Source organism: Achromobacter sp. Marseille-Q4954 (genome assembly GCF_943737025.1).
Lineage (GTDB): Bacteria > Pseudomonadota > Gammaproteobacteria > Burkholderiales > Burkholderiaceae_B > Achromobacter > Achromobacter bronchisepticus_A.
This window is the reverse complement of record NZ_CALSFQ010000001.1, coordinates 3,418,966-3,436,017: the sequence shown is the minus strand read 5'-3', so window position 1 is coordinate 3,436,017 and position 17,052 is coordinate 3,418,966. Positions and strand designations below refer to the sequence as shown.

At 67.4% G+C, this 17,052-nt stretch carries 13 protein-coding genes and 2 riboswitches; of the genes, 2 read left to right on the top strand and 11 right to left on the bottom strand.

Annotated elements, in window-relative coordinates; all coding sequences use genetic code 11:
* Window positions 1–41: 41 nt before the first annotated feature.
* The 7 genes from gcvH to NGK62_RS16030 form a co-directional block, all read right to left on the bottom strand.
* Entirely contained in the window at window positions 42–419 is a 378-nt protein-coding gene (gene gcvH, locus NGK62_RS16060) for a glycine cleavage system protein GcvH (RefSeq protein WP_042795177.1), read from the bottom strand.
* A 98-nt stretch (window positions 420–517) separates the two neighbouring features.
* Entirely contained in the window at window positions 518–1,618 is a 1,101-nt protein-coding gene (gene gcvT / locus NGK62_RS16055) for a glycine cleavage system aminomethyltransferase GcvT (protein WP_118931389.1), read from the bottom strand.
* Window positions 1,619–1,704: 86 nt separating this feature from the next.
* Window positions 1,705–1,827: riboswitch (glycine riboswitch) on the bottom strand.
* 36 nt (window positions 1,828–1,863) lie between these two features.
* A riboswitch (glycine riboswitch) is annotated at window positions 1,864–1,959 on the bottom strand.
* A 55-nt stretch (window positions 1,960–2,014) separates the two neighbouring features.
* Window positions 2,015–2,908, bottom strand: coding sequence for a ZIP family metal transporter (locus tag NGK62_RS16050; RefSeq protein WP_059371309.1), 894 nt, complete (start codon window positions 2,906–2,908; stop codon window positions 2,015–2,017).
* Between the two features lie 30 nt (window positions 2,909–2,938).
* Window positions 2,939–3,553: a superoxide dismutase gene (locus NGK62_RS16045; protein WP_118931390.1), complete on the bottom strand. Its 615-nt coding sequence runs from the start codon at window positions 3,551–3,553 to the stop codon at window positions 2,939–2,941.
* A 149-nt stretch (window positions 3,554–3,702) separates the two neighbouring features.
* The gene (locus tag NGK62_RS16040) at window positions 3,703–4,905 is read right to left on the bottom strand and encodes a BaiN/RdsA family NAD(P)/FAD-dependent oxidoreductase (RefSeq protein ID WP_251879160.1); all 1,203 of its coding nucleotides are present in this window, start codon (window positions 4,903–4,905) and stop codon (window positions 3,703–3,705) included.
* Window positions 4,905–7,166: an arginine/lysine/ornithine decarboxylase gene (locus NGK62_RS16035; protein WP_054451997.1), complete on the bottom strand. Its 2,262-nt coding sequence runs from the start codon at window positions 7,164–7,166 to the stop codon at window positions 4,905–4,907. Before NGK62_RS16035 ends, NGK62_RS16040 begins: the two co-directional genes overlap by 1 nt.
* A gap of 265 nt (window positions 7,167–7,431) precedes the next feature.
* Window positions 7,432–7,884, bottom strand: a complete 453-nt coding sequence (locus NGK62_RS16030) for a hypothetical protein (protein WP_059371486.1) — start codon at window positions 7,882–7,884, stop codon at window positions 7,432–7,434.
* Window positions 7,885–7,997: 113 nt separating this feature from the next.
* On the opposite strand from NGK62_RS16030, the gene NGK62_RS16025 reads away from it, so the two are divergent.
* Window positions 7,998–8,516 (top strand): GNAT family N-acetyltransferase, encoded by a 519-nt coding sequence (locus NGK62_RS16025; RefSeq protein WP_059371306.1) that lies wholly within the window; start codon window positions 7,998–8,000, stop codon window positions 8,514–8,516.
* 10 nt (window positions 8,517–8,526) lie between these two features.
* Here the strand turns inward: NGK62_RS16025 and NGK62_RS16020 are convergent, their stop codons facing one another.
* Entirely contained in the window at window positions 8,527–9,768 is a 1,242-nt protein-coding gene (locus NGK62_RS16020; protein ID WP_059371305.1) for a GGDEF domain-containing protein, read from the bottom strand.
* A gap of 165 nt (window positions 9,769–9,933) precedes the next feature.
* On the opposite strand from NGK62_RS16020, the gene NGK62_RS16015 reads away from it, so the two are divergent.
* Window positions 9,934–10,785, top strand: coding sequence for a GNAT family N-acetyltransferase (locus tag NGK62_RS16015; RefSeq protein WP_118931391.1), 852 nt, complete (start codon window positions 9,934–9,936; stop codon window positions 10,783–10,785).
* 4 nt (window positions 10,786–10,789) lie between these two features.
* On the opposite strand, the gene dcd is transcribed toward NGK62_RS16015, so the two are convergent.
* The 3 genes from dcd to NGK62_RS16000 form a co-directional block, all read right to left on the bottom strand.
* Entirely contained in the window at window positions 10,790–11,353 is a 564-nt protein-coding gene (dcd, locus tag NGK62_RS16010; protein WP_041654363.1) for a dCTP deaminase, read from the bottom strand.
* Window positions 11,354–11,458: 105 nt separating this feature from the next.
* Window positions 11,459–15,103: a translocation/assembly module TamB domain-containing protein gene (locus NGK62_RS16005; protein ID WP_251879602.1), complete on the bottom strand. Its 3,645-nt coding sequence runs from the start codon at window positions 15,101–15,103 to the stop codon at window positions 11,459–11,461.
* A gap of 56 nt (window positions 15,104–15,159) precedes the next feature.
* Complete coding sequence (locus NGK62_RS16000) at window positions 15,160–17,052, bottom strand: autotransporter assembly complex protein TamA (protein WP_118931393.1); 1,893 nt, start codon at window positions 17,050–17,052, stop codon at window positions 15,160–15,162.

The window sequence follows — 17,052 nt, the reverse complement described above, 5'->3', positions numbered from 1 at the left end:
GCGCGTGGCTGGCGCCTGCGCGCCCGTTCCGGCCAGGCGGCTTAGCCGTTGGCGACGGCTTCGTAGCCGGCGGCGTCGAGCAGCTTGTCGGCGTCGGCGGCGTTGACCGGCTTGATCTTGAAGATCCAGGCGGTGAAGGCCGATTCATTGATCAGGTTGGGATTGTTTTCCAGCTCTTCGTTGAACGCGACGATTTCGCCGGCCACGGGAGCGTAGATGTCCGAAGCGGCCTTGACCGATTCGACCACGCCAGCGGTTTCACCGGCGTTCAGCTTGGCGCCGACCTTCACGTCGCCAACGAAGACCAGGTCGCCCAATTGATCCTGGGCGGTATCGGTGATGCCGACGACGAACACGTCGCCTTCGGCTTTGACCCATTCATGGGACTCGGTGTACTTGCGATCGGTGGGCAGACTCATGGGAACTCCTGAGGGAATGCGGGTAGATGAATGGTGTTGCGCGCCTCGCGCGGGCGGCCGTCGCCCCAGGGGCCGGCGGCTCGCGCGAAGCTTCGAGTTTACGAGTGTTCGACCGCTTTGCCGTTACGCACGAACGGCAATTTGCAAGCCAGGGCGGGCACCCATTTGCCGCGGATGTCGACCTCGACCGTGTCGCCCGGCTTGACGCCTTGCGGCAGGCGGGCAAAGCCGATCGACACGCCCAGCGTCGGCGACATGGTGCCGCTGGTGAGCTCGCCCGTGCCTTCCTTGGTGCGCACGGCCATATGCGCGCGCATCACGCCGCGCTCTTGCAGCTTCAGGCCGATGAAGGTGGCGGGCGTGGCGAACTGTTCCAGCGCGTCGCGGCCGATGAAGCGGCGCTCGGCGTTCTTCAGGGACACGGTCCAGGTCAGGCCGGCCTGGTCGGGCTGGGTCAGCTCGTCCATGTCCTGGCCGTAGAGATTCATGCCGGCTTCCAGGCGCAGCGTGTCGCGCGCGCCCAGGCCGCAGGGACGCACGCCCTGGGCGACCAGGTCGCGCCACAGCTGCACCACGTCGGCGGCGGGCAGCACGATTTCAAAACCGTCCTCGCCGGTGTAGCCGGTACGGGCCACCAAGGTGTCGTCACCCACGCGGGCGGCCACGAAGGGCGTCAGCGGCTCGCTGGCGGCCTGCCAGGCCGGGCGCGCGGCCCAGACCTTGGCGCGGGCGTTCGGGCCTTGCACGGCCACCATGGCCAGGTCGCGGCGCGGGTTGATGGCGACGTCGAACTGGCCGGCCTGCTTGACGCGCTGCATCCAGGCGACGTCCTTGTCGGCCGTGCCGGCATTGACCACGACGCGCCATTCGTCGGCGGCGAAGAAATAGATGATCAGGTCGTCGATCACGCCGCCTTGCGGGTTCAGCATGCAGCTGTACAGCGCCTTGCCGGGCACGGTCAGCTTGGACACGTCGTTGGCGACCAGACGCTGCAGGAAGGCGAACGCGTCCGGACCGGCCACGTCGACGTTCAGCATGTGCGACACGTCGAACATGCCGGCGTCCTGCCGCACCGCGTGGTGCTCTTCCAGTTGCGAACCGTAGGCCAGCGGCATGTCCCAGCCGCCGAAGTCGACCATGCGGGCGCCAGAGGCGATGTGTTCTTCAGCCAGCGGGGTGCGTTTGAGGGTTGCGGACATGCGCGGAAACTCCGGGGCGGCAGTGTTGCCAGGGTTACGGAATGCCAGTGGTGCCAAGCGGGGTGCGCTTGTACAACGGCTGAATCTTCCGCCCCTCTGTCCTTTTGCCTGAGAGTTGCCCCGCATGGCGGGTTTGCACCTTCGGCGCCTGGGCTGCTCGCTATGTCCCTAGTTCAGGGGCGGCGCCAGGTCTCTCCAGAGTACTGTTTTGCCGCGTCCGCGCGGTAAAAAAAACCGGGACAGGGCAAGCATGGGCGGTATGGGTTACCTGAGCGATTCCGGGCGAATTGCGCCTTCGGCGGCGGCCGGACGTACAGGCCGCTCTCTCCCGCAACATGCGTGACAGCGGCGCAAGCATACAACGAAAGCCGCAGCCAGGGAATGCCTGCGGCAGCCTCAGCCCAGCGCCGTGTCCAACAACATCATCAGCACGAAACCCAGCATCAGCCCGCAGGTCGCGTAGACCTCATGCCCCTTGCGGTGAGATTCCGGGATGATCTCGTGGCTGATCACGAACAGCATGGCGCCCGCGGCAAAACCCAGGCCCCAGGGCAGAAGCGGCTCGGACCAGCCCACCACGGCGGCGCCCAGGACCGCGCCCAGCGGCTCGACCAGGCCGGACAGCATGCCCAGCGCCACGGCAAACGCGCGCTGGTAGCCCGCCGCCAGCAGCGCCACCGCCACCACCAGCCCTTCGGGAATGTCCTGGATAGCAATGCCGGTGGCCAGCGCGGTGCCGCGCATGGCGTCGTTGCCCGCATAGCCCACGCCAATGGCCAGGCCCTCCGGCAAGTTATGCAGGGTGATGGCGAAAACGAACAGCCAGGTACGGCGCAGGCGGTGCGCCTCGATGCCTTCCCGGCCCTTGATGAAATGCTCGTGCGGCAGGGTACGGTCCATGAGCAGCAGCACCGCCGCGCCCAGCAACACGGCAGCGCCCACCGTCAAGCCGGCGCCCCAGGGGCCATAACCCAGGTCGCGGCCCGCCGCGATGCCCGGCGCCACCAGCGAAAAGGCGCTGGCGGCCAGCATCACGCCGGCGCCGAAGCCGAACATGCTGTCCTGCATTTTCTGGGGGATGGTCCGGGCGAACAGGATGGGCAAGGTGCCCAGGGCGGTAGCGCCAGCTGCGACCAGCCCGCCCAGAAGGGCATCGCCCACGTGCGGCGCACGCACGTCCAGATAGACCCACAGCTGGTGCAGGCCCAGGCAGGCCACCAATACGGCCAGGGTCCACACGCTGATGCTGGTGGCCGCCGGCCGCACGCGATGACGGCTGAAGGTATTCATGTGCCGCTGCCCTCCTTGCGAGAGATGCGCTCAGCGCTGGGCCGCCGCGTAGCGGCGCGCCACTTCAGGCCAGTTCACGACATTGTAAAAGGCGCCGATGTACTCGGGCCTGCGGTTCTGGTACTTCAGGTAGTAGGCGTGCTCCCACACGTCCAGCCCCAGGATGGGCGAGTTGCCGTGCATCAGGGGGCTGTCCTGGTTGGCGCTGCTTTCCACCACCAGCTTGCCGGCCGGTGTGACCGAGAGCCAGGCCCAACCGCTGCCAAAGCGGGTCAGCGCGGCCTTGGTGAACGCATCGCGGAAGGCGGCCTGCCCGCCCAGTTCGGAGTCAATGGCCGACGCCAACGCGCCATCCGGCTCGCCCCCGCCCTCGGGCGACATGACCGACCAGAACAGGCTGTGGTTCGCGTGGCCGCCGCCATGATTGCGCACGGCGCCGCGTATGGCTTCGGGCAACTGCTCCAGCCGCGCCACCAGGGACTCGACAGGCTCGTTGGTGACGATGCCCGCGCCCTCCAGCGCGGCGTTCAGGCTGTTGACGTAGGTCTGATGGTGCTTGCTGTAGTGGATCTCCATCGTCATCGCGTCGATGTGGGGTTCCAGGGCGTCGTAGGCATACGGCAGGGGCGGGAGGGTATAGGCCATGCATGTCTCCGTGAGATCCGCCCCCGATTCAGGGCTTGGATCTATATCGAAAACATAAATGATAAGTATTTTTATTTAATATAACAATGGCAGGTTTCCAATACCTGCCATAGCGCCGGCCTATCGGCGCCCTGTCCCGCCTGGGGAAGCTAGAGCGCCTTGCCGCAGGCCACGCCCGAGGCCCAGGCCCACTGGAAGTTGTAGCCGCCCAGCCAGCCCGTGACGTCCACGGCTTCGCCGATGAAATAAAGACCGGCGACGGTCTTGGCCTGCATGGACTTCTGGTCCAGGCCGCGCGTGTCCACGCCGCCGCGCATGACTTCGGCCTTCTTGTAGCCAGCGGTGCCGCTGGGCACCAGGCTCCACTGATGGATGTCCTGCGCCAGCGCGCGCAGGGTCTTGTCCGGCGCGTCGGCCAGGCGCAGCGCCGCCAGGCCCGGCTTGCCGCCCTGCTCCGCCAGGTGCAGCCAGCGGTCGGCCAGGCGCTTGGGCCAGAGGCCCGCCAGCACGGTATGCAGCTGCTGCCGGTTGCCCGACTTCGACGCCAACAGTTCTTCCGCCAGATCGCGGCCAGGCGCCAGATCGATCACGATGGGTTCGCCAGGCTTCCAGTAGCTGGATATCTGCAGAATGGCGGGGCCGGACAGGCCACGATGGGTGAACAGCAGGTCTTCGAGGAACTCGCCGCGCGCCTTGCCCTGCCCCGTGTGCAGATTGACCTCCAGCGCCACGCCGGACAATTCGGACAGGGACCGCCATTGCTCGGCATCGAAGGTCAGCGGCACCAGGGCGGGCCGCGGTTCCACGACCTTCAGGCCGAACTGCCGCGCGATCTTCAGGCCGAAATCGGTGGCGCCCAGTTGGGGAATGGCCATGCCGCCGGTGGCGATCACCAGTTTCGCGGCGCGGATCGGGCCTTGGCTGGTGCGCAGCTCGTAGCCCTGCTCGCCATGGCCGATCTCGGCCACCGAGCATCCCATGCGCCACTGCACCCTGCCCGCGTCGCACTCGGCGCGCAGCATTTCGATGATGGATTCGCTGGAATCGTCGCAGAACAGCTGGCCGCGATGCTTCTCGTGCCAGGCGATGTGGTGGCGCTTCATCAGCGCCAGGAAATCCTGCGGCGTGTAACCCGCCAAGGCCGAACGGCAGAAGTGCGGGTTGTCGGAGAGAAAGTTGGCGGGGCCGGCGCCGATATTGGTGAAGTTGCAGCGGCCGCCGCCGGAAATGCGGATCTTCTCCGCCAGGCGCTCGGCGTGGTCGACGAGCACCACGCGCAAGCCGCGCTGGCCGGCGACCGCGGCACACATCATGCCCGCGGCGCCGGCGCCGAGTACTGCTACATCGGACATCAGTCTTCGATCAGGCAGTCGACGTAGTAGCGCTTTTCGCCGTCCGGACCCACTTCGTCGGCCAGGCCGTGGATGTAGGTTTCGAAGCCCGGGAAGCGCTGGTTGAACTCGCGCGCGAACTGCAGGTACTGGACGATGGTGCGGTTGAAGCGTTCGCCCGGGATCAGCAGGGGGATGCCCGGAGGATACGGCGTCAGCAGCACGCCAGTGACGCGGCCTTCGAGCTTGTCGATGTCGACGCGCTCGACCTCGCGGTGCGCCATGCGGGCGAAGGCGTCCGACGGCTTGAGGGCCGGCACCATGTCGCTCAGGTACATCTCGGTGGTCAGGCGAGCCACGTCGCGGGCGCGGTAGGCTTCGTGGATCTCCTGGCACAGGTCGCGCAGGCCCATGCGCTCGTAGCGGCGATGGTCGCGGCAGAATTCCGGCAGGATGCGCCACAGCGGCTGATTACGGTCGTAATCGTCCTTGAATTGCTGCAAGGCGGTCAGCAGCGTGTTCCAGCGGCCCTTGGTGATGCCGATGGTGAACAGGATGAAGAACGAATACAGGCCGGTCTTCTCGACCACCACGCCATGCTCGGTCAGGTACTTGGAGACCAGCGCGGCGGGAATGCCGGTTTCGCCGAAGCTGCCCGACATGTCCAGGCCCGGGGTGATGATCGTGGCCTTGATCGGATCCAGCATGTTGAAGCCTTCGGCCATTTCGCCGAAGCCATGCCAATGGTCGTTGGACTCCAGGATCCATTCGTCGCGGTTGCCGATGCCTTCGGAAACCAGGCGATTCGGGCCCCAGACCTTGAACCACCAGTCGTTCTTGCCGAACTCGGACTCCACCTTGCGCATGGCGCGGCGGAAGTCCAGGGCTTCGCGGATGCTCTCCTCGACCAGCGCGGTGCCTCCCGGCGGTTCCATCATGGCGGCGGCCACGTCGCAGGACGCGATGATCGCGTACTGGGGCGAGGTGGACGTGTGCATCAGATAGGCTTCGTTGAACACGTTGCGGTCCAGCTTGCGGGTCTCGGACTCCTGCACGATGATCTGCGAGGCCTGCGAGATGCCGGCCAGCAGCTTGTGCGTGGAGTGGGTGGCGAACACCATCGCGTCCTGGCTGCGCGGGCGGTCCTGGCCGATGGCGTGCATGTCCTGGTAGTACTCATGGAACGAGGCGTGCGGCAGCCAGGCTTCGTCGAAGTGCAGCGTGTCGACATAGCTGCCCAACTGCTTCTTGATCATTTCGACGTTGTAGATGACGCCGTCGTAGGTGCTCTGCGTCAGCGTCAGGATGCGCGGATTCTTGTTCACCGCTTCGCGCGCGAAGGGGTTGGCCTCGATCTTCTTGCGGATATTGTCCGGGTGGAACTCTTCCAGCGGGATCGGGCCGATGATGCCCAGGTGGTTGCGCGTGGGACGCAGGAACACCGGGATCGCGCCCGTCATCGTAATGGCGTGCAGGATCGACTTGTGGCAGTTGCGGTCCACCACCACCACGTCGCCCGCGGCCACGTTGGCATGCCACACCACCTTGTTGGAGGTGGAGGTGCCGTTGGTCACGAAGAAGCAGTGGTCGGCGTGGAAGATGCGCGCGGCGTTCAGTTCGGATTCGGCCACGGGGCCGGTGTGGTCCAGCAGCTGACCCAGTTCGTCCACGGCGTTGCAGACGTCGGCGCGCAGCATGTTCTCGCCGAAGAACTGGTGGAACATCTGGCCCACCGGGCTCTTCAGGAACGCCACGCCGCCGGAGTGGCCGGGGCAGTGCCAGGAGTACGAGCCGTCCTGCGCGTACTTGACCAGTTCGCGGAAAAACGGCGGCGGCAGGCTGTCGACGTAGCTGCGGGCTTCGCGGATGATGTGGCGCGCCACGAATTCGGGGGTGTCCTCGAACATGTGGATGAAGCCGTGCAGTTCGCGCAGGATGTCGTTGGGAATGTGCTCGGAAGTGCGCGTCTCGCCGTACAGGTAGATGGGGATGTCGGCGTTGCGGAAACGCAGCTCGCCGATGAAGGCGCGCAGGTTCTTGATGGCGCTGGCCACGTCCTCGGGCGAATCCACGTCGAACTCTTCGTCGTCGATCGACAGAATGAAGGCGCTGGCGCGGCTCTGCTGCTGGGCGAACGAACTCAGGTCGCCGTAACTGGTCACCCCGATCACCTCGACGCCCTCGGCCTCGATCGCCGCGGACAAGGCGCGGATACCCAGACCGGACGCGTTCTCGGAACGGTAGTCTTCGTCGATGATGAAAATGGGGAAGCGGAATTTCATGCAGGCGCTCCTGGGGGCAAGGCGGGTTCGGACGCGTAACGCGGCGCGAGTGTACTTCTAGTAAAAATCCGCCTGATGACAGACGGCGCGAGCACCCGCCAGGGCGGCGGGAATGGCCGAATTGTAGGGCTGTTTTTCTTACAGTCCTAAGGGAAATCCCGGAATGGCCCGGACGGCCGTTGTCATCGCGCCAAAAGCGGACGTTTTCAGCACAGAGAGCCGGGCCGCGCCGGGGAGCAAACCGGGCGCCCGAAGCGCCGGGACGCTAGCGGATGGTGCGGGCTTCGCCCGCCTGCAAGGCCATCAGGAACTGTTCGAAATAGGGCGGGATGGCCTCGGCGGAGCCGTAGCGGATGCGCCTTTCGACCTTGGCGATGGCGCCGAAGCAGACCTCGGCTTCGGGTTCGCCGCAGACCAGCACCACCGGGTCCTCGTCGTCGCACACTTCATAGAGACCGCCATACGCGCGGCGTCCCACCTCGTAGAGGTAGGCGGCGGCGCCGACGGTCTGCATGGGAGTAAGAGGCAAGGTCCCGAGATGGGCGGCCTCCAGCGCCTCGTCCAGCGCATGGACGCTGGACGGCGTGTAATCCAGCACGGCGCCGGCCGAGCCGGCTGCCTGGACGAAGTCCTGCGCAGCACCCGCCACGCGCGCCACGAACTCTTCCTGGACTTCGTCGCGCTTGGCGTCCTGGTTTGTCTTGAGGAAACCGAACATCATTGGCTCCTTTGTGAAAACCGCAAGCGGCGTTAGGACCATTATAGGCAGCGTGTCCCCCTATACTGCCCAATCCACCGCCGAACGTTCCCTATTCCCAACACTTGCCGACCATGTCCCCGATCTCCGTCCGACGCCTTGTTCCCGCCGACGCCGCGCCGCTGCGTCAATTGCGCCTGGACGCCCTGGTGGAAACCCCTGAATCGTTCGGATCGAGTTACGAAGAGGAACACACGCTGACATTGGAGGATATCCGCGGCTGGATCCAGCCTTCGGACGACAGCGCAATGTTTGGCGTGTTCTGCGGCGAGACCCTCGCCGGCATGGTCGGCGTGGGCCGCCAGCGCAAACTGAAGATGCGCCACAAGGCGCACATCTGGAGCATGTACGTGGCGCCGGCGCAGCGCGGCCAGGGCCTGGCGCGGCAACTGATGCAGGCGGCGATCGCCCATGCAGCAGGCATGCGCGGCATCCGCCAGGTGCAGCTGAGCGTGACCGCCAACAATCAGGCCGCCACCGCGCTGTACCTGAGCCTGGGCTTTGCCGAATACGGACGCGAGCGAGAAGCGCTGTGCGTGAACGGTGAACTCTACGACGAAGCGCTGATGGCGCTGCCGCTGGCCGGCAAGTAGCGGCGCCGCCTCAGCCCGCGCCAGCCCGGCGCCGCGTGCCGTAGGCCCGCACCAGATTGCGGCCTTCGTCCTTGGCCTTGTAGAGCGCCTGATCCGCCGCCTTGATCACCGCTTCGGGCGCGCGCAGGGCGTCGCTGCGTTCGGCTACGCCTATGCTGACCGTCACCCGCAGCGGCCGCGCATTGCGCACATCGCGCCCGCCACGGCGGCGCAGGCCGATCTGGTCGGCCTTGGGGCGCACCGGCTTGTCGCGCAGCCGCATCTGGTAGGCCTCGATGGAGCGCCTGACGCTTTCCAGGTGCGGCATGCTTTCCGCCGCGGTCTTGCCCGGGAACACCAGCGTGAATTCCTCGCCGCCGTAGCGGTAGGCCCGGCCGCCGCCCGGCACGCGCCGCAACTGGGCCGCCACCATGCGCAGAACCTGGTCGCCCACGTCATGGCCGTGGGTGTCGTTGAAAGCCTTGAAGTTGTCGACGTCGGCCATCGCCAGCGTATAGACGCGGCCCATGCGCTGCAGCCGTTCGTTCAGCGCGCGCCGGCCCGGCAAGCCGGTGAGCTCGTCGCGGAACGCCATGTGGAAACCTTCATGGGCCAGCGAGATGCACAGGGCCGTCAGCGCGGCGGTGGACATCAGCGCCAGTTCGACGGGATGTTCCGCCCCGCGCGGCAAGGCCCACGCCATGCACACGAAGCCCAGCCACTGCCCCGCCTGTTGCGGACGCCCATAGCGCAATAGCAGCAGGGTCAGCGTCAGGCCCGTGGCCAGCAGCGCAATCAACCCTTCGATCGGCACGCTCAGGTGCGCCAACCTGCCTTGCACGGACAGCATGCCGAACAGATCGGACACGCCGTCCTTGCCGGCCAGCGCGATCGCGGCCGCGCCAGCGGCGATCAGGCCGATGCGAGCGGCCAGGTCCAGCAGCATGCTGGAGCGTTCGGACCACAGGGCGTTGATGGTGTAGGCCAGCGACCACCACGCCAGCGCCGGTCCGACGGCCCAGGGTGCTTCCGTGGCCAGCGCCGGCCAAGCCGCCGTGGCGGCCAGCACGCTGAGCATCAGCACCATGGTCTGCGCGCGCTGGTACATCAGGCACACGGCCACGCCGATCAACGCCATCACCCAAGGCACGAACGGCACGATCTGCGTCAAGGCCGGCGGCCATTCGCGCCACAGCAGCAGCCCCACCGCAGCGGCCACCGGCAGCGCAGGATAGAACAACAAAGGCAGCCAGGGGATATGGGGGTAACGCACGGGTCGGGGCTTTTTTACGCTTGCGGAGATGACGTCGCCAAATCGGCAAACACATGTACTGTCATTTACGGACGCGGCGGCGATGTTCTTTAGCGGATTTGCAAGTAACACCGGGCGCCGCGGCCATGATATGTTTTTCGCCTTCACTCAGCAGACGGATCCCCAATGCGCATCCTGGTCAACATCGACGTGCCCGATCTCGAACACGCCATCGACTTCTATCACCGCGCTTTCGGCCTGACACTGCGACGCCGGCTGGGACCGAAAGCGGCCGAGATGCTGGGGGCCGAGGCGCCCATCTATCTGCTGGAAAAGGCTGCGGGCACGCCAGCCGCCGGCGCCATGCGCCAGCCGCGCGACTATGCGCGGCACTGGACGCCAGTGCATCTGGACGTGGTGGTGGAGGACGCGGACCGCGCGGTCGCACAGGCGGTGGCCGCCGGCGCGCGCCTGGAAGATCCAGCCGTCTCGCATGCCTGGGGCCGCATCGCCCACCTGAGCGACCCCTACGGACACGGCATCTGCATCCTGCAGTTCCTGGGCCGGGGCTATGACGAGTTCGCCACGCCGCCGCTGCAATACTCGCCGGTCTCGGAAGCCGATTTCGAAGACCTGCTGGCGCTGCGCATCGAAGCCATGCGTGAAAGCCTGGAGCGCCTGGGGCGCTTCGACCCGGCGCGCGCGCGCTCGCGGCTGCGCAGCACGTTCCGGCCGGAACATACCTGGTCCATCGAGCAGGACGGCCAACGTATCGGGTTTTACGCGCTGCGCCCGGAGGGCGACGGCTTGCGCCTGGATCATCTGTACATCCGCCCCGCCGCCCAGGGTTCGGGGCTGGGCGGACAGGTCATGCGCAAGATCCTGCTGGAGGCCGACCGCCTGGGGCTGGCGGTAAGCCTGGGCGCGCTGCGCGGCAGCGACTCGAACCGCTTCTACCGCCGGCACGGGTTCGTGCAGACGGGCGAAAGCGAGTGGGATATCGACTACCTGCGCCCGGTGTCCGGGCGCGCAGGCTGAGGCCTCAGGTGCGCGGCAGGGTCACGCCGCGCTGACCCTGGTACTTGCCGCCGCGGTCGCGGTAAGAGGTCTCGCAGACTTCGTCGCTTTCCAGGAACAGCATCTGCGCGCAGCCTTCGCCGGCGTAGATCTTGGCCGGCAGCGGCGTGGTATTCGAGAATTCCAGCGTCACGTGCCCTTCCCATTCGGGTTCCAGCGGCGTGACGTTGACGATGATGCCGCAACGCGCATAGGTGCTCTTGCCCAGGCAGACAGTCAGGACGCTGCGCGGGATGCGGAAATACTCGACCGTGCGGGCCAGCGCGAAGGAGTTGGGCGGAATGATGCAGACGTCGCCCTTGAAATCCACGAACGAGCCTTCGTCGAAATTCTTGGGGTCGACGATGGTGGAATTGATGTTGGTGAAGATCTTGAATTCGTCCGCGCAGCGCACGTCGTAGCCGTAGCTGCTGGTGCCGTAGCTGACGATGCGCCCGCCATTGGCCGTGCGGACCTGCCCTGCTTCGAAGGGTTCGATCATGCCGGCTTCGGCCTGGCGGCGGATCCAGCGGTCGCTTTTGATGCTCATGGTGGGAATGGTGCTAGGGAATGGAGTGGACGCCATTTTATCCCGAGTGCGGATGCGCCACCGGCGAGGGGCCGGGCGGGACCGTGCGTCCCGCCCGATTCCGCCTCAGTTCCCCCAGAAGGTCCGGTAGACCAGCGCGATGCCGTTGACCGCCCCGCCCTTCAGGTCCACCGACAGGCCGCGCGCCAGCCGGTAGCTGGCCCGGCCCACGGTGTCGGTGCCGGAAAGCGCCTGCTCCACGCTCAGCGTGATGCCGTTGGCGAAGGTCTTGCTGGCCACCAGGAATTGCGTGGCCAGCTGGCTGTCGCTGTCCCGGTTGACGTCGCCGGCCACCGTGCGGTCCGGCAGGATGCTGCCGGAGCTGCCGATGTTGCCCGTCTTGATGCTGACGTCGTCCAACCCGAACTGCTTGTAGAACGGCTGCCCGCCGCCCAGCAGCGCGGTACCCACCGACATCAGCAGCGCCGCGTCGCCGCCGCTTTCGTCAGGACCTCGGCCCAGCAGCAGCCAGGACAGCTTTTCCACGTCGCTGACGTCCGGGTACGACACCAGATCGATGCGCGGCCGCTGCGCCGTGCCGACCACCTTGACGCCCGCCTCGACCTGTTCGCCTGTGCGCAGCGCCTCGATATCCAGCAAGGGGTTGTCCAGACGGCCCTGGAAGGTCAGCGTGCCGCGGCTCAGGCGCAGCTTCTGGCCGTAGGCCTCGATGCCGCCGCCGCGGGTGCGCAGCGCGCCCACGCCGGTCAGGCGCCCATCGTTCAGCATGATCTGGATGGAGCCCAGCAGGCCGGCGTCCAGCCCCATGCCGGTGATGTAGAAGCGCGGCCCCATGTCGAACTTCAGGTTCATGCTGGTCTGCAGCGGCGTGGAGACCGTGCCAGGGTCGTCGCCCGGGCGGCGCACCTTGACGTCGTCGTCCAGCGACGGCACGCCCTGCAGGATTTCCAGGCTGAACCAGCCCGCGTCCGCCTTCAGGTCGCCCACGATGTCGATGCGCGGCATGGCAGCCTTCACGTCGATGACCCCGGAAACCATGGCGTAGCGGTCCGAGCGCTGCAGCGCCGGGAAGCGGTACAGGGTCAGCCGGATATCGCCGCCGCCGTCGATGAAATTCCATTGTCCCTTGGCCTCGGCGTAGCCGCCCTTGGCCTCGGGATTGGTGGTGATCCACTCCTTGGTGCGCCATTCGGCCGGCATCACCCGCAGCGAAGCCGGGAAGCGCAGGCTTTCCAGCACCACCCGGTCGCCCTCCAGGCGCGCGGACAAAGTGCCGTCGATCAGCCGCACGCCGTCGTCGATGCGCACCACGCGCAGCTTGTCGCCGCGGATGTTGCCGCTGGCCGACCATTTGCCCGCCAGGGTGCCCTGGGCTTCCAGATTGGCCTTGACCGTGCCGCCGACTTCCATCGAGTCGCCCACGAACAGGCCGACCCAGGCCAGGTCGGCGATATCGGCGTCCAGCTTGGCGCGCAGCGGCTGGCGCGGGTCCAGCGCCATGCCGCCCTTGGCGTCCACCACCAGCACGGCGGTGCCGGTGCCGTTGATAAGGCCCATCTTATCGGTGGCCAGGTTGACCTTGGCGTCCAGGCGGCTGGCATTGGCGGAGGTCGGCGTGGCGGTCAGGTCCAGCACCAGCGCCTTCAGGCCAAGCGGAATGGGAGGATCGCCCGGTATCAGCAGGTCGCCCTCGCGGCGCGCGATGCGCGCGCGGCCGCCCAGCCGGCCGTCGAACTTCAGGTCCCACAACACGTCCAGCGCGATGCGGCGCTGGCCCTCGGGCACCATCGCGTTCACGCGGCCGGGCCGCTTGCCCAGCTTGGCCGCAGCCTCGGGATCGACGGCGCCTATCACCTGGCGCGCCATGGCGGCCGTGATCACCAGGTTGTCGGCCTGCCCGGCCGTTTCCCAACGCTTGCCGCCGCCCCGCGACCCCTGGTGCGCCAGGACCACGCGTTCCTTGCCGGGCAGGGTCAGGCTCAGCGCCGTCTGCCCCACCTGCCACTGCCATTGCGGTTCCACGGCGGACGGCACGAAAGCCAGCGTGACCGGCCGGTCCACGGCCACTGCGAAGCCGGCGGTCTCGGCCGTCAGCCGCGAAAACGTGCCGCGCCATCCCGGCAGAGCGGCATCCGGCGTGCCCGCAGGCCCCTTGCCCCAGGCGCCGGTAAAAACGATGTTGGCCTTGGCGGGCGCCTCGCCCAGTACGCCCGCGCGCGGCTTGGGCGGCGTGTAGCCGGCCGCAAGCTCGCCGCGATGCGCAGCCGGCGTGCCCGTCAGCTTGCCCTTCAATTCCGCGCCGCCGGGAATGCCCGGCCAGAACGCGTCGAGCTGGGGCGCCTGGGCGTCCAGCGACAGCGCGCCGTCCTTGGCGTCCAGCTCTCCCTTGGCCTGAACTCGGTTGCGGCCCAGCTTCAGGTCCACGTCCAGGCCGTGGATGCGCAGCCCGGCCAGAGGATCGGCCTCGGGCGCAGCGGCGGCGTTCGGCGCGGCGGCGGGTCCCCCGCTATCGGTCGCCGCCGCGATATCCACCTGGGCCTTGAGCGCGCCGGTCAGGGGCTGCTTGTTCCAGCGCGTGCCCTCTTCGAAGCGCAGATCGACCGCGGCATGACGCAGCTGGCTCAGGTTCTCGATGTCGGCTTGCACGTCGCCGCGCACGGTCAGCACCGCAGGCGGAATATCCTTGCCCAGCCAGGGCGACAGGTCCAGGCGCTGGGCGCTTATCGTGCCCGCGATGCGGTCGCGGCCCGAGCCTTGCGTGGTATCGGATTGCAGGTCGAGCTGCGCGGTCAGGGTCGATTTGTCTGGCAATTGCGCCTGCGCCCGGGCGCTGCGCAGCACCAGCGCCGTGCGCGGAGCCAGGTCGGCGGTCAAGTCCAGCAGCAGGCCGGAGCCCTCGCCGTCCACCTTGGCCTGGATACCATCCAGGGAACCGGCGGCATCGGCGCGCAGCACCACCTGGCAGGCGGGCCGGGGCGGCTCGGAAGGCGCGGCCTTGGGATCCGCCTTGGCCCCGGCTTTGGATTCGTCCTTCGATTCGGCTTTGGGGTCGGTCTTGGCGGCTGGCTTGGGTTCCGGCTTCCTGGCAGCGCCCGCCTGACGCTCATACACGCCGCTCAGCTTGTCGGCTTCGCACAGCGGAGAATCGGGGCCGGTCCCGCGCGCGGTCACGTCCAGGCGAGCGGCGAACGGCCACGGATCGGCCATGCCTTGCAGCTCGGCCTGCCCGGAGATGTCCGCTTGCGCAGCCTCGTGTCCCACCCTCAGGCTGGCGATGCGTAGCTGCGCGCCCTGCTTGCCCGCGGCAAAGGTGGCGTCCAGATTGCCCAGGGTCACGGGCAAGGGCGCGCCGTCCTGTTCCAGCTGGAAGTCGCCCAGCGCCAGCCGGTCCACGGCGATGTCCACCGGCAGTTCGGGCAACGAGAACGGCTCGCCGTTGTCCTCCGCCGGCGTCGTCTCGGACGACGCGGCCAGGCCGATGTACACCGAACCCGCCGAGACATCGCGCACGTGCAGCAGGCGGTCGCCCAGGGCGCGCCAGTTCACGTCGAGATGCAGGTCCGTGATGTCGACGCGGGTGCCGCCCGCGTCCAGGTCCAGCTTGCCCACCGACACGCCACGCAGCAGCGAACCGCTCACGTCCAGCGCCTGGCCGTTCAGTTGCTGGGCGGCCGTGGTCAGGAGCAGCCGCGTGCCGTTCTGCGAGCCGACCAGCCAAAACAGGAATCCGCCGGCCAGCACAGCCAGCATGGCCAGGCCAGGCAACCACCACACCAGCACATGGCGCAGGAATTTGCGCAGGCCCTTCAAAACGCGATCCCCAAGGAAAAGTGCAGACGCAGGTCGCGGTCGCGCTGGCCGTAGGCCACATCCAGGAACAAGGGCCCGGCCGGCGTGCGCACGCGGGCGCCTACGCCGTAGCCCACCGCCATCGACATGTCGCCGAACGATTCCGCGGCGTCGCCCGCGTCCACGAACACGCCCATGCCCCAGCGCTCATTGAAATAGTGGTCGTACTCGATGCTGCCGACCAGCAGCGTGGGCGCGCCCACCACGGCGTCATCCTGCTGCACGCCTATGCTCTGGTACTTGTAGCCGCGGATCGAACGCGCGCCGCCGGTGCGGAAACCGAAATCGTCCGGCACCCGCACCTTGCTGTTGGACCACACCCGGCCGACTTCGCCACGCACGGTCAGCACGTCCAGCTTGCCGATGGGCCACCATTTCTGGGCCCGCAGCCGGGCGCGGGTATAGGGTTCGCCGGAGTCCAGCGTCACGCCCACGCCGCCGCCCACCGCGATCAGATTGCCTTCACGCGGGTCGTACTTGTTGTCCACATCGCGGCGCAGCCATTCGGCCGTGGCGGTCAGGGTCGGCAGCTTGTATTGGTCGCCGCCGTCGATCTTCACGTGATCCTCCGCCAGCAGCAGGCCCCAGCGGGTTTCGTATTCGACCCGGCTGTTGCCCGCGCCCTTGCGCTCCTGCAGGCGCGTCGCGCCCAACGCGTAGCGCGTCACATCCAGCCCCTGGATGTCGGAGTGGTCGTACAGCACACCGAACGAATCCTTGTAGCCGCGCTGATTCGGCGGCAACAGGAAGTCCGCGTAGACGCGCTGCTGCAACCGGTCCACGCTGAAGCCCGTCTCCATGGTGAGCGGCTGGCCAAAGACCACGTTCTGCCGGTACAGCGATTCCACGCGCAGGCCGGCCTCGTCGTCCACGCCTATCGAGCCGGTGAACCGCTTGGGCGGCGCTTCCACCACCCGCACCTGCACCGGCAAGGTCACTTCGCCGTTCGAGTCGTAGGCGGGCGCTGGCGGCGGCATGCCGCCGGACACGGAAGGATCTCCTGCCGGCGTGGAGGCGGCCAGATCGGTCGAGCCCGGCGCGCGTGCGCGGTCGGCGTTGGGTCCAGGCGTCGGCTGCGCCTGGCCCGGCTGCTCCAGCGATACGAACGCGCCGCGGAAGAACGCGGTCGATTGCAGGTCCTGCTGCCAGGTGTCCAGCTTGTCCTGGTCATAGGCAGCGCCCGGCGAGTAGCGCACATAGCGCTCCACCAGCTTCTCGGGCACCCGCTTCAGGCCTTCGGTGGTGAGTTCGCCCATGCGGACCTGGGGACCGCTGTCTATCGTGACGCGCAGGGCGGCCGACGCCGTATCGGCCTCGATTTCCGCCTGCGACGCGGTCATGCGCGCCAGCATGAAGTCGCGCGATGACACCGCGTCCAGCAGGCTCGACTTGGCTTTGTTCCAGTCGCTGTTGATGAAGGGCTGGCCCGTCTTCAACTGCCAGTCGTCGCGCAGCTTCTGCACCCGGGCAGCGAACTCGGGCCGGGTAATGCGGCCGGTGAAATTCAGGTCCACGGATGCGACGGTGGTGCGCTTGCCCGAGACGATGCTGATGTCCCAGGTTTCTCCGCCGATATCGGTGCCGGCCTCGAGCTTCACGGTGGGCGAGAAATAGCCCTGGGTGGCCAGGGCCGCCAGCGTCGCGTCGCGCGCGCGCCGGCGCAGGCGGTTGATTTCACCGCCGTCCTGGTCCTCCGCCAGCCGCGCGATCGCATCGACGGCTTCGGTAATCGCCTGCAGGGCGGCCGGCGGCACGCCGCCGGGGTCCACAATGATTTCCGGGCGCTTGGCCAATGCCTCGCCCGTCATCACCACAAGTCCTGCCAAGAAGGCGCGGGCTGCCCACCGCAT